The organism is Acinetobacter sp. 25-47-130, from assembly GCF_056779705.1.
Map to the genome: position 1 here is coordinate 24,104 of NZ_JBWYII010000010.1, position 13,008 is coordinate 37,111.

The 13,008-nt window shown below is 38.5% G+C and carries 11 protein-coding genes; 3 read left to right on the forward strand and 8 right to left on the reverse strand.

Going from position 1 to position 13,008, the window contains the following annotated elements:
- Positions 1-3: 3 nt before the first annotated feature.
- Complete coding sequence (locus AC1M83_RS11450) at positions 4-525, reverse strand: low molecular weight protein-tyrosine-phosphatase (protein ID WP_481590721.1); 522 nt, start codon at positions 523-525, stop codon at positions 4-6.
- Positions 526-638: 113 nt separating this feature from the next.
- Between AC1M83_RS11450 and AC1M83_RS11455 the strand changes: the two genes are divergently transcribed.
- Positions 639-1,799 (forward strand): iron-containing alcohol dehydrogenase, encoded by a 1,161-nt coding sequence (locus AC1M83_RS11455; RefSeq protein WP_481590722.1) that lies wholly within the window; start codon positions 639-641, stop codon positions 1,797-1,799.
- A 37-nt stretch (positions 1,800-1,836) separates the two neighbouring features.
- Positions 1,837-2,280: an acyl-CoA thioesterase gene (locus tag AC1M83_RS11460; RefSeq protein ID WP_481590723.1), complete on the forward strand. Its 444-nt coding sequence runs from the start codon at positions 1,837-1,839 to the stop codon at positions 2,278-2,280.
- On the opposite strand, the gene dnaX is transcribed toward AC1M83_RS11460, so the two are convergent.
- The 7 genes from dnaX to AC1M83_RS11495 all read right to left on the reverse strand — a co-directional run bounded on the left by dnaX (position 2,277) and on the right by AC1M83_RS11495 (position 11,215).
- Positions 2,277-4,403, reverse strand: a complete 2,127-nt coding sequence (gene dnaX / locus AC1M83_RS11465; protein ID WP_481590724.1) for a DNA polymerase III subunit gamma/tau — start codon at positions 4,401-4,403, stop codon at positions 2,277-2,279. The genes AC1M83_RS11460 and dnaX overlap by 4 nt on opposite strands.
- Before the next feature lie 118 nt (positions 4,404-4,521).
- Positions 4,522-4,980: a copper resistance protein NlpE N-terminal domain-containing protein gene (locus AC1M83_RS11470; RefSeq protein WP_092767797.1), complete on the reverse strand. Its 459-nt coding sequence runs from the start codon at positions 4,978-4,980 to the stop codon at positions 4,522-4,524.
- 60 nt (positions 4,981-5,040) lie between these two features.
- On the reverse strand, positions 5,041-5,658 hold the full coding sequence (gene cpaB, locus AC1M83_RS11475; protein ID WP_092767795.1) for a metalloprotease secretion chaperone CpaB: 618 nt from the start codon (positions 5,656-5,658) through the stop codon (positions 5,041-5,043).
- 3 nt (positions 5,659-5,661) lie between these two features.
- A complete protein-coding gene (cpaA, locus tag AC1M83_RS11480; RefSeq protein ID WP_481590725.1) occupies positions 5,662-7,392 on the reverse strand; it encodes a metalloendopeptidase CpaA in 1,731 nt (576 codons plus the stop codon).
- A 108-nt stretch (positions 7,393-7,500) separates the two neighbouring features.
- Positions 7,501-8,760, reverse strand: coding sequence for a serine hydrolase domain-containing protein (locus AC1M83_RS11485; RefSeq protein WP_373683312.1), 1,260 nt, complete (start codon positions 8,758-8,760; stop codon positions 7,501-7,503).
- Positions 8,761-8,828: 68 nt separating this feature from the next.
- The gene (locus AC1M83_RS11490) at positions 8,829-9,683 is read right to left on the reverse strand and encodes a MaoC family dehydratase (protein ID WP_481590726.1); all 855 of its coding nucleotides are present in this window, start codon (positions 9,681-9,683) and stop codon (positions 8,829-8,831) included.
- A 140-nt stretch (positions 9,684-9,823) separates the two neighbouring features.
- Complete coding sequence (locus AC1M83_RS11495; protein WP_035266061.1) at positions 9,824-11,215, reverse strand: 3-oxoacyl-ACP reductase; 1,392 nt, start codon at positions 11,213-11,215, stop codon at positions 9,824-9,826.
- A gap of 240 nt (positions 11,216-11,455) precedes the next feature.
- Here AC1M83_RS11495 and AC1M83_RS11500 point away from each other — a divergent pair, with 240 nt between their 5' ends.
- On the forward strand, positions 11,456-12,985 hold the full coding sequence (locus AC1M83_RS11500; RefSeq protein WP_092767787.1) for an acetyl-CoA C-acetyltransferase: 1,530 nt from the start codon (positions 11,456-11,458) through the stop codon (positions 12,983-12,985).
- Positions 12,986-13,008 lie beyond the last annotated feature (23 nt).

Below are 13,008 nucleotides of genomic sequence, written 5' to 3' on the forward strand. Positions count from 1 at the left end.
ATCTTACTCAACGTTTGACTGCTGCAACATTGGTTTTAAGTAACTAATCCATGCTTTACTGTTCGACTCACATTGATCTAAGACCAACTCAAAGCCATCATCTCCACCATAGTAAGGATCTGGTACGGGTTGATTTAAATATGAATGATCCTTGGCACTCATGAGCTCTATTTTTGCTCGCAATTCATGGTTTTGAAATATCTGCGCTGCTTCAACTTGCAGTTTCTGAATATTGACTAGATTTTCATGATCCATCGCCAAGATTAAATCAAATTCCTTAAAGTCTTCAATACGAATCTGTCTCGCACGTAATGAAGATAAATCATACCCTCGTTTCAATGCGTGCTTTTGACTTCGATGATCAGGCGCTTTGTTTGGGTGGTAGTTACTGGTTCCAGCTGAATCAACTTCAATATTTAATTTTTCTAAATCAGCAAAGTGTTTCATTACCACTTCTGCTGTTGGGGAACGACAAATATTTCCTAAACATACACATAAAATTTTGTATGGCATTTTCGTCGTCATCTTCGCCTCAAAAATACATATACTTTCGCAGTGCATATGTTAAGTTATTTAAGGAGTGAATCCTATAGAACTGTAAAACAATAATCTTATTTAAAGCGCAAAAAGGATGTGTGATGAGCCAATTTCAATTTCAAACTGTCGGGAATATTATTTCTGGTTTAGGGAGTATTCAACAGCTTGGCTCAATTTTAAAACAACATCGATTTAATAAAGTTCTTCTCGTCACAGATCAAGGAATGATTGATCATCACCTCCACCAACCTATTCTTCACATTTTCAACGCTACTGGGACTGAGTTCAGTATTTTTTCCGATGTCGTTGCAGACCCTCCTGAGGAAGTCATCTTAAATGCAGTAGATGAAGCAAAACGTTTACACATTGATGCAGTCATTGGTTTTGGCGGTGGTAGCTCCTTAGACGTGGCAAAAATTATTGCCGTACTTGCACACCCCAATCAAACCCAAACGATTTCTGAGTTATATGGCGTCAATCAAGCTCAATCGCCACGATTACCACTTATCTTAGTGCCTACAACTGCAGGTACGGGTTCTGAAGTTACACCAATCTCTATTGTCACTACAGGCAAAACAACAAAAACAGGAATTGTTTCACCCGTTCTGTATGCGGATACTGCCATTTTAGATGCAACTTTTACTCAAGGTCTTCCGGCTCACATCACTGCAGCAACAGGAATTGATGCAATGGTGCATGCAATTGAAGCCTACACCTCAAAACTAAAGAAAAATTTCTATTCTGATTTGCTCGCTAAACAAGCATTGGATTTATTGAATCAAAATTTAAAACTTGTTCTAGAGCAACCCCAAAACCTAGAAGCGCGCCAAAAAATGCTCTTAGGCTCTATGTTGGCTGGACAAGCATTTGCAAATGCTCCTGTTGGAGCTATTCATGCGCTTGCCTATCCTTTGGGCGGGCATTATCACTTATCGCATGGTCATACCAATGCAATCGTGCTTGTTGAAACACTGAAATTCAATGCACCTCAAGCGAAGAAATACTATGCTGAACTGATGCAATGGATTGACCCATATAGCAAAGGCAATACTGATGGCTTATGTGATTTATTTATTGATCATATGGAAAGGCATGTTAGCCAGAGTGGGTTGAGCTTAAAACTCAATGAGCTAGGTGTACAAGAATCAGATTTAGAGATGTTAGCTAATGATGCGATGCAACAAACGCGCCTCTTACAAAACAATCCTAGAGCTCTAAGCTATGCTGATGCTTTAAGCATCTACCAAGCAATTTATCATTAAATGACTCGAAATCTTTAATCAACTTTCTGAATAAAATATGACAACTATTTCAAAAAAAACTAGAGCAGACTATCAATTCTTTTTTCCCATCCAAACCCGTTGGGCTGATAATGACGTGTATGGGCATGTCAATAACGTCACTTATTACAGCTACTTTGACACCGCCGTAAATGCGCTACTTATTCAACACGCACTATTTGACTTTAAAACTTCGCCTATCATTGGACTCGTTGTTGAATCAAAATGTACATATTTTTCTGAACTATCCTACCCCGAAGTGATTGATGTTGCTGTCGCTATCGAAAAGATTGGACGATCTTCAGTGACGTATAGCATTTCAATATTTAAGAAAAATCAATCAGAGCCTGCTGCTCAAGGTTATTTTGTGCATGTATTTGTCGACCGTGACTCTCGTAAAAGTATTGAATTACCAAACTCAATACGCGAAGCCTTAACTACGTTTATGACGAAATCAACTTAAGACTTAAGCTGAATATTATGTAGCTCACCGCCGAAAATTTTTAACAAGTCTTCCACGACGGGTTCTTGATGAATCAATTCTTCAGCACGTCGATATGCCTTTTGCTTACGCTTTTCCTGCAGATCGAAAGGCGTCTCACCGTTTGGTTCGTTGTATTTTACGATTAATTGAGATTTTGAAAATGATTGCTTGAGTACTGCTTCTAAACTCGGAATGAGTGAGTGCAATAAAGCTTCGTATTTTGCAGGGATATAGAATTCACAAGTTCCATCAATTTGACCTTGCATAAGACCTTGTTGTGCTAATTCTTGTACCGCAGGTGTTAATGGACTATTTCTGAACCAATATTCCCACTTTTGAGTATCCCATTCACCTACCAATTCGACAGGCTCAAGCCTTAAAATATCTTGAGGCATTAAACCTTTTAAGCCAGCATCTGCGACAACATTTTTATTCTCATCAAGTAGATCTAGACTTGGGCAATGAGTGCCATTCGATGATCCTTCTTCTTGAACTGACAATTCAGCGCTTTCAGCAGAATGTTCACTTGGCTTAGGCTCTAAAAAGAAAATATTGTCTTGATCAACAATAGAAGATTCAACAGGCTCTGAATGAAAGCTTGCTCCAAATGAAGTCAGCTCAATCTCCCCACTGCCTACCACAGAGTTGGTTAAATTCTCTTGTTTCACTTCAACAGATACAGACTGACCGACATCATCCGCATGATTTAATTCTGTTGAATGCAAGCTTTCAGATTCAGATTTTTCAGGATGAACTGACTCCGTAGGAACAGCCTCATCATCAGATGCCATCATCTGCTGAAATAAGATTAGATCCGTATTTTCCTCATCATTTACATCACGACTACGCTGAATCGAACTCGTATTATTCTCAGGCGAACTGATTTTCGATCCTGCTTCTTGATGATCAGCCGATATAGATTCTGAATTCTCTGTCGAAATCTGATTGAAATTTTCAGCTTCTTTTAAGACATTTGATTGTTCTGGAGGTGCTTGAGTGGTCAGCTGCTCATTATTCGCCATCGGGCGGAATGCCAACAACCTGAGCACACACATTTCAAAGCCTTGCTCTTGAGTCACTGCAATTTGTAATTCAGCACGACCTTTACATGCAATTTGATAATACAATTGTAGATCTTGAGCAGAAATCATGCTCGAAAGCTGCATAATTTTCTGATTAATCTCAGCACTATATTTTAAACTCAAGTCTGGTAAGTATTGGAGTAAAGCCAACTCATGTAAAGTTGAAATGAGTTGATCCAACACCAAAGAAACATCAAGTGCTTGTTGACGGAATTGGAGTAATAAAGCACTGACTTTAGCACGTTGATTTTGATGTATCGCCAAAATAAGGTCGAATATAATCGTGCGATCAATCAAACCCAGCATTTCTTTCACATCTTGGTGGTGAATCGCACCTTGCCCATATGCAATTGCTTGATCTGTTAGCGACAGTGCATCACGTAAAGAACCTTGTGCTGACTCAGCGATCTGCCAAATCGCATCAGCTTCCGCATTAATTGATTCTTTAGTTAAAATTTGTGTGAGATGTGAAGTGATTTCATCAACCGCCAATGGGCGTAAAGTAAATTGCAAACAACGTGAAATAACCGTAATTGGAAGTTTTTGAGGATCTGTCGTCGCAAATAAAAATTTGACATGTTCAGGCGGTTCTTCAAGTGTCTTGAGTAAAGCATTGAAAGAATGTGTGGACAGCATGTGTACTTCATCAATGAGATACACTTTAAAACGACCTTGCGTTGGTGCATAAGGTACGTTATCCAATAATTCTCGTGTATCCTCAACTTTGGTTCGGGATGCTGCGTCAATTTCAATTAAGTCTATAAATCGACCTTCATTGACTGCGGTACACGTTGGGCATACTTCACACGGTGTAGATGTTACACCTGTTTCACAGTTCAGACATTTAGCAAGAATCCTTGCAATCGTTGTTTTACCAACGCCACGCGTCCCCGTAAAAAGATAAGCATGATGCAGTCGACCACGCTCTAAAGCACTGGTTAATGCACGCGACACATGGTTTTGACCAACCAATTCTAAAAAATTACGTGGACGATATTTACGCGCAAGAACCTGATACATGAATGCTCCCTAATTACAGGACTAAGCATACTGTTTTTTTTGGCAAGAGTGAATGCGTTACAGATCATTCATACATTCAAAAAACAATTTAAACCCAACTCTTTTTTCTTGGGAAAATTTAACCTGTTAAATTCAAACTAAAATCATCAAAATTTTCGTATTCCTCACCAGTCCCATCGATACGAATTTCTAGCATTTTGTTGACCAAATCGACAAGAATGATATTTCTGGTTGGAACACCGTTTAATTGAATCAAAGACTTCTCAGTATTAATGAATTTGAACTGACCTTTGATTTCTTCTGCTTGGTTATGACCGCTTAGACTTAATCGTGACAACACATACGTTTGGTCTGCGTTAAGTTGTAAATCAACAGCCATACCAGGACAATCATCACAACGCGAAAAACACCCCATACATGGCGTAGTACCTTGATATAAACCAATATATTGAGGTGTTACTTGATTTTTTATTGAATCATTCTGTTTCAAGAGTTGATTTGATTGCGTGGACTGATCGCAAGAAGCCATATGAATCGACGATATCAAAACGAATGGGATGACAGTACTACGGCGCATAATCACAAATCAATTTTAACAATTTTGTGAAAATTACCATATCTCAAGTCTGCATATGAATCAATGCGTATGTTGGTGCACGTGAACCCCATCATCATGTAAAACTTGATCAGGGTAAGCGAGTCCAATCCCTTTAATTACTTCAGCAAAATATGACCCTTTATCTGTATAAACTTTAATAATTGCATATTGATCTTCAATACTTTGAGTAATCGTAAAATAGTTTAGATCAGCAGGATAATCCTCAAATTGCCCCTTATATCTCACAATTCCATCCTCAACTTGTTCAATCTCAGTAATTTCGGCCACACGATTGATACCAAATTGCAAAAGTTTCAAGGGAAATTTACTGCCCTCTTTCATGCTCGCCACTTGATCAGGGCTAAACTTAAATAAATAACCCGTGTCAGCCCGATGCTGAAAACTTTCTGGAAGAATCATATGCCGTTCAACATTTTGTTCTAGTACAGGCATAAGCTCAGGCATCAGATGAGAACTCGATGACTCATTCTTATTTTTAAGGCGTTCGTCATGAGCATAAACATTTTGACCCAGTTCATTTTCAACTTGATGCTGCTGTAAGCTTGCAGATGGTTTGTCTTTTTCGGGTTTTAGATATAACGTAAATGTAGCAGTCACAAAAACTGCTACACCCAATAAAATATAAATTACTTTCATAAATTATTTGAATAGCGACACTGCTTTAGCATTTTTATTAATCATAGTGACAGCATCACGATCATTCGTACCCCCTAATTGGTATCCATACTTTGGATGGAATAAATCTGGGCTTGAGAAATAAGAGATACTATTACCTCCCATAATCGTACTACCCAAAGGATGCTCCAAACCACGTGCTGGCCCAGCGGTATCATGATGATTAACCCCCATATTATGACCGAATTCATGTCGTAAAACCGTGATTCCACAGTTAATACTTCCACTACCGATCATATAATTGGAGTTAGGGTTTACAAGTAAGTACGCTAAACCACAGCCCTCTTCATCACCTTCATAATATATAGCATCAGCTTTTAAGCGATTACGCTCATTCTGAATAACTTTGTCCACACGACCAATATCAAGGACATTGTTTAATGTTTTAGAACCTGGTGTTTTATATTGCAGATAACCAACGTTGCGTAGATAAAACTTGGCATTTGAATTTTCTGCAGACACATTGGTTAGGTCAAAGCCTTCAATCAATCTAATTTTCGCTGCATTTGCACCTAATTTCTCTGCAACAGCAGGACTACTCACCAAAAGCATGTCAATCGTTGCACTATCAGCTTGCCATCCTTGAGATGTATAGACAAAACGTTGTGTTTCACCAGTTTGAATCGTTTGTCGTAAATTATTGGATGCCTGAATTGTGCTGCTCCACGCCGCTCCAGAACTTATGATTATCTTGTCATTGATTTGAGCACGATCAGGTAAATTAATTACTGATTGCCAATTTCCATTTGCCAACTTAACACGTGTCACTGGTTGTTTAGGATCAGGAACTTTTTGATTATTTAAATCTTTCGCTTGTATCACACGTTCTGGTGCAGAAACTAAAATCCACTTCGCTAATTCTTTTACAAACATAAATTCATATCGATCACCTCTATTTAGTTTTAAAGTTGCTGAGGTATTGATATTCTGATTTGAAATAGTAGCTTCCCATGTTGCAGTCGACTTCACGATCACACGATCACGGTCATATGCTGAACTTGGTAACGTGAATTGTGACACCCAGTTTCCATCACCAAAAATAATTTCAGTTAAAGGGCTATCGGTTTTATTTAACTGAGTACCCACTGAACTAACATTTATTTGCCTCGGCTTGATATATTCAGGAACCCATTTTTTTAGTTTTTGATTAAATACAAACCAATAGCGATCTCCTTTTTTTAAATTAAAATTACTCGAAAAAAGAAGATTTGTTGTATCAATTGATGAATCCCAGCCTGCATCAGATTCAATCAACATTACCGTATTGTTAGTTACATCGCTCGGCAATACTATTTTCTTTGCCCAAGCGCCATCTTTTAGATGAACTCGCTGTATGATTTGTTGATTAGATATAATATTTTGTACACTTGAATTATCGACAATGGCACTAGGTGTACTGTTGATTCGCCATTTTTTTAAAGATTCACTATAAATAAAGTCGAATGTGTTTCCTCTATTGATTTGAATTGATTCAAGTGGAATATCTATATTGGAAGTATCTAGATACGCCGTATATCCCGCCGATGAAGAAATTCTAATCTTGTCATTATTTTTTGGATTGTTTGGCAGATAGATTTGCTTCGTCCAATTTCCATCACCTAATTTAAATTCTAATTCAGCATAACCGCTCGGAATCTGACCGCTTTGCTGATTTTGGTTTGGTGTAAGTACTGTACTTGCCACAACACCACTCATCAAACAACCCATTAGTAAAAAGGTAATTTTTTTATTCATCATGTCACTATTTGTTTATTTTAGTTAAAGTTAGTGTACATTATAAATACAAATCCCCCTTTGTAAATGTTAAAACCATCCCTTTTTACCATTATTAATGTGATCCACACATCTCAATGCCTCTTGCGATAAACTCCACAAACGATAATCCCCTGTAATTGACCCAACAGGATAATTATGGGTATAGGCAAAACTTAATTTTCTTTCAGGATCACACCAAGCTCCTGATCCGTTGTAGCCCATATGACCAAAACCATTTTTTGCACTTTTACCGAGCGTGATAACTCTGTGATAACCCAAACGCCAATGCATAGGTATTGGCATCACCTTGTCTCGATCATAACTTTGAATTTGCGAAAGTTGTTTGAATACAAGTGGCTTGATAAATTGTCTTGATTCGAACTGACCATAGTGCGCCATCATGGCATAGATTTTCGCTAAACTTCTGGCTGTAAATACACCATTAGCAGCAGGAATGGGTTGAGTCAGAACACGATCATCAAAAAAGCTAAAACCCTTCATTCCCTTTGGAATCATTGCATCTATAAAATCATCAGGATTTTGACCAGAATATTGAATGATACGATCCGGAAATGAAACTTTCTGTTTTTTCTTCTTTTGTTGTGCAACTTGAGTAGTTGATGACTTTCTTTCAATATTTGTTTTTTCTAGAGGTTTGGCTATTCTTGAAAGTTGATCCTGAGGGACACCAAAATAGGCACCATCTAATTGAAGTGGTTCTACTAAATATTGATTCATCAGCTCAGAAAGATTTTGCTGAGTCGCTTTTTCAATCAGCCCTCCTAATAACCAGCCATACGTAAGTGCTTGATATGCATAATTTGAATTGGGTTTAAAACGTGGTGTCGCGCTAGCCATCACATTGAGCATGTGATCCCAGTCTGCCATTTCAGATGCTTGAGCAATGACATTTCTAACATCATATAAACCACTACGGTGACTCAATACGTCAGCCAAAGTAATATTAGATTTTCCATGTTCAGCAAATTCTGGCCAATAATCAGCTATGGGTTGACGATAGTCTAATTTCCCTTCACTCACTAGAATATGCGACAAAGTCGCTAAGATCCCTTTTCCGGTGGAATAGCACATCGCCATCGTGTCTTCTGACCACTCTTCACTCGAAGACTTTTTTCCAACATAAATATCAACCACTTTTTCTTGACCATAATATACAGCCAATGATGCACCACCTTGTTCAGTACGAGAGTCTTGTAAACGACTAAATAAATGTGCCAAATCTGCAAACTGATGGTGAACGATACCCTTATAATTATGTGTGTCAGCGTAAATTAAATCTTTTAGAATTTTCATCTTCTATCCTTGATTTATAGTTATAAAAAAGCCTAACAAACATGTTAGGCCTAGAGCATCTATTAAAGTGGTTTCACAACACCAGAAACATGAGGTTTTTGTGATTTTGCATTACGAACTAACAAATATGTCGCTTGATCTCGCTCACCCGTTAAAAATTCAACCTCAGATGGTAAAAACATAGGCAACTTAAAATAAACATCAGCATCATAAGCATCCGGTAAACTAATACTTGCTAATGCTTTAGCTTTACTCCACATGCCATGCGCAATCGCTTGTTTAAAACCAAATGCTTTCGCTGTAACTGCATGAATATGAATAAGGTTAAAATCACCTGAAACGAGCGCATAGCGACGCCCCGTGTTTTCAGCGACTTTCCAATTACTCTGTGATTTAAATTCAGGCAACTGATCTTCTTTCGCCTTTGAAGCGGATGAAGTATTTGTTTTTTGACGAGAAAGATAGGTCGTTAAACCTTCCATCACTACATCATTTCCTACTTTTGCAGTCGTAATGAAGTCAAATTGCAAACCTTTGTCATGTGGTTTTAACTCACCAAATTTGCATGATAGCGTGATAGTTTCATTCACTCCAATTTTGCGATACTGCTTAACTTGATTACGAATATGAACCAAACCCAGCAAAGCAAATGGGAAAGGTTCTTGTGTCATCATTTGCATCTGCAAACTTTGAGAAATGACTGCCAAGTAAGTCGATGGTACATATCCATTATTCTTATAACCACAAATTTCGTTATAAGATTTTAAATGGTCATGATCAACACGATATTCATCAACGATGTAATCCACTTGTGGAAGTGTCTTTTCGCCTTTCGGTTTTTTAAAAATTAAACCTTTAATGACTTTAGGATAAGCTAAATAAGCTTTTGGCAATTGACTAAAGTGACGTGTTTTCATGTTAAAAATTCCCATTTATCTTTATAAAAAATTTACAGTTTGCAGCTCAACAAAACGATCATAACAAATCATACGAGCAATAAAGAGAGCAATGCCTGAACATTACTCTCTTTCATTTAACAATCTATGACCACTAAAGCTTAAGCACCTAATAAACTTTGACCGCACACACGTACAATGTTTCCATTCAGCCCCGTTGAAGCAGATGAAGCAAATAATGCGATTGTTTCAGCCACATCAACTGGTTGACCACCTTGACTCATCGAATTCATACGGCGACCCGCTTCACGAATTGCGAATGGAATCGCTGCTGTCATTTGAGTTTCAATAAATCCAGGAGCAACAGCATTAATCGTTACACCATTTTTCAAAATTGGTGCTGTAAATTTCACTAAACCAATCACACCAGCTTTAGAAGCTGCGTAGTTCGTTTGACCGAGGTTACCCGCAATACCTGAAATCGAAGATACGCAAACGATGCGACCATTTTCATTGATGCCTTCATTAGACAACAAATAGTCATTCACACGCTCAATCGCAGATAAGTTAATGTTAATCACAAGATCCCAAAGCTCTGGCTTCATATTAGCAAGCGTTTTATCACGTGTAATACCGGCATTATGGACAATCACATCTAGCCCGCCTTGAGCAGCCGCTGCAGCTTTGATTTTTTCTCCAGCATCTGGTGCAGTGATATCAATCGCTAAAGTCGATCCACCAATTTCACTCGCAACACGATCAAGATCTGCTTGTTGTTGTGGTACATCTAAGCAAATGACATGAGCACCATCACGCGACAAAACATGCGCAATCGCTTCACCAATACCACGACTTGCACCTGTGACCACTGCAGTTTTGCCCGCAAGTGGTTTAGTCCAATCAACATCAACAACATTTGCTTTTGAAACACGAATGACTTGACCTGATACATACGCTGAGCGCGGAGAAAGTACAAAACGAAGTGTAGATTCAAGATTTAAAGCAGCATCTTGATCTACATAAACCAATTGTGCAGCAATACCTTTCTTAAATTCTTTACCTACAGATTTCACGAAACCTTCTAATGCACGTTGAGCAATCGCTTGTTTCACTGTAGGTGCTGATTCTGGTGTCAAGCCAACGACGACTACACGACCTGAAGTTTGAATTTGGCGAGCAATTGGATTAAAGAATTTATACAATTCAATTAACTGTTCAGAGTCCTGAATACCCGAAGCATCAAACACAACTGCTTTGAATTTCGACTCTTTATCGCCTTCATTAAACGCACCTAAGTTCAACCCTACTTTAGCTGCAGCTTGTTGTAACTCAGCATTGTTTCCCGCATAGCTGTTGGCATGAATATTACTCAGAACTTGCGCAATTTCACCATTAAAAAGACTTTTAGACGCAGAACCGAATAAAACAGCGCCTTGAACAACAGGCGTTGCTGATTCAAAGCGATCTAAGTGAATTGGAGATGGTAAACCTAAATTTTTGATGACAAATTTACCAATTGGAGATTTTGCAAAAGCTTGATATTGGTCAGTCATGAATATGATCTCTCGATAGAATAATTTTTTGAAGGATCTATGATGTAGATGAAGTTCAGTTCAAACTCTGATACTTAGTAAATTAATCGATCCCTGCGTTTCAGTTAAATAATACTTGAGTTACTCTATGTATGTCTTGACCTGAAAGCATTGCTAAATGTCATTTTAGTCAATACGACCTCTTAGCGATTATGCTAATGTAGCACTCAAGAATATCCCAAATATGCTTGGAAAAGCCTTATGAGCAAAACAACTCAAGAAAATCCAACAACTGAGAATTCTGCGAAAGCGGCTGTGTCAAATACATCAAAAGCTCGTTCAAATGCGAGTAGTGGTAATGCAAACAGTGCCAACAACGCAAATACTCCAAAAGCGACTCGCCCTCGTACGTCGACGACTCGCAAAAAAACAGCAGCAACAAATAAAACTAAAGCTGAAAATCAAACTTCAGCAACTACGACTCAATCTTCCGCTGAACAGGAAAAAACTATGACTCAAAATACTGTACGCCGTGTTGCAATTATCGGTGGTAATCGTATTCCTTTCGCACGTTCTAATGGTGCTTATTTCACAGCTACAAATACGGATATGCTTACAGCAGCATTGAATGGTCTAGTTGAGCGTTTTAATCTTCAAGGTCAACGTCTGGGTGAAGTCGTTGCTGGTGCTGTACTAAAACACAGCCGTGATTTCAATATGACGCGTGAATGTGTGTTAAGCACAGAGCTTGCACCTGAGACTCCAGCTTACGATATACAACAAGCTTGTGGTACTGGGCTTCAAGCTGCTTTCCTCGTAGCGAACAAAATTGCATTAGGTCAAATTGAGGTGGGTATTGCAGGTGGTGTAGATACCACTTCAGATGCTCCTATCGCATTTGGTGATGGATTACGTAAAGCCCTCTTAGAACTCAACGTTGCAAAAACAGGTAAAGATCGTCTTAAAGCGTTAACTAAAATTAACGTAAAAGATTTGCTAGATGCTCCTAAAAATGGTGAACCTCGTACTGGCTTATCTATGGGCGATCACCAAGCGATCACAACACTTGAGTGGGGCATTTCTCGTGAAGCTCAAGATGAACTTGCTGCATCGTCTCATCAGAAAATGGCTGCAGCTTATGAAGCAGGATTCTTTGACGATTTAATGACGCCATTCCTTGGCCTTGAGCGCGACAACAACTTACGTCCTGATTCAACTGTAGAAAAGCTTGCAAAACTTAAGCCAGCGTTTGGTAAAGGTGATGCTCGTACAATGACTGCTGGTAACTCTACTCCACTTACCGATGGTGCTTCTTGTGTATTATTAGCATCAGAAGAATGGGCTAAAGCAAATGGTCACGAAATTTTAGCGTATTTAAGTTTCTCTGAAACTGCTGCTGTAGATTTCATTGGTAAAAAAGAAGGTTTGTTAATGGCTCCTGCTTACGCAGTTCCACGTATGCTCGAGCGTGCTAATTTAAAACTTCAAGATTTTGACTACTATGAAATTCATGAAGCATTTGCATCTCAAGTTCTTTCTACATTAAAAGCTTGGGAAGATCCTAAATTCTGTAAAGAACGTCTAGGCTTAGATGCGCCTTTAGGTTCAATTGATCGTGCGAAGTTAAACGTTAAAGGCTCTTCGTTGGCTGCGGGTCACCCATTTGCCGCAACGGGTGGTCGTATTATCGCAACTGCTGCAAAAATTTTAAATGAAAAAGGTTCAGGTCGTGTACTTGTCTCGATCTGTGCTGCAGGTGGTCAAGGTGTAACGGCTATTATTGAAAAATAATTCGATGTTCATAACAAAAAAGC

What these genes read in the sequence shown, in the direction of transcription:
- dnaX (WP_481590724.1), bottom strand. Translation starts at nt 4,403, where the DNA reads ATGTATCAGGTTCTTGCGCGTAAATATCGTCCACGTAATTTTTTAGAA.
- AC1M83_RS11450 (WP_481590721.1), bottom strand. Translation starts at nt 525, where the DNA reads ATGACGACGAAAATGCCATACAAAATTTTATGTGTATGTTTAGGAAAT.
- AC1M83_RS11490 (WP_481590726.1), bottom strand. Translation starts at nt 9,683, where the DNA reads ATGAAAACACGTCACTTTAGTCAATTGCCAAAAGCTTATTTAGCTTAT.
- AC1M83_RS11455 (WP_481590722.1), top strand. Translation starts at nt 639, where the DNA reads ATGAGCCAATTTCAATTTCAAACTGTCGGGAATATTATTTCTGGTTTA.
- cpaA (WP_481590725.1), bottom strand. Translation starts at nt 7,392, where the DNA reads ATGAGTGGTGTTGTGGCAAGTACAGTACTTACACCAAACCAAAATCAG.
- AC1M83_RS11470 (WP_092767797.1), bottom strand. Translation starts at nt 4,980, where the DNA reads ATGCGCCGTAGTACTGTCATCCCATTCGTTTTGATATCGTCGATTCAT.
- AC1M83_RS11500 (WP_092767787.1), top strand. Translation starts at nt 11,456, where the DNA reads ATGAGCAAAACAACTCAAGAAAATCCAACAACTGAGAATTCTGCGAAA.
- AC1M83_RS11460 (WP_481590723.1), top strand. Translation starts at nt 1,837, where the DNA reads ATGACAACTATTTCAAAAAAAACTAGAGCAGACTATCAATTCTTTTTT.
- AC1M83_RS11495 (WP_035266061.1), bottom strand. Translation starts at nt 11,215, where the DNA reads ATGACTGACCAATATCAAGCTTTTGCAAAATCTCCAATTGGTAAATTT.
- cpaB (WP_092767795.1), bottom strand. Translation starts at nt 5,658, where the DNA reads ATGAAAGTAATTTATATTTTATTGGGTGTAGCAGTTTTTGTGACTGCT.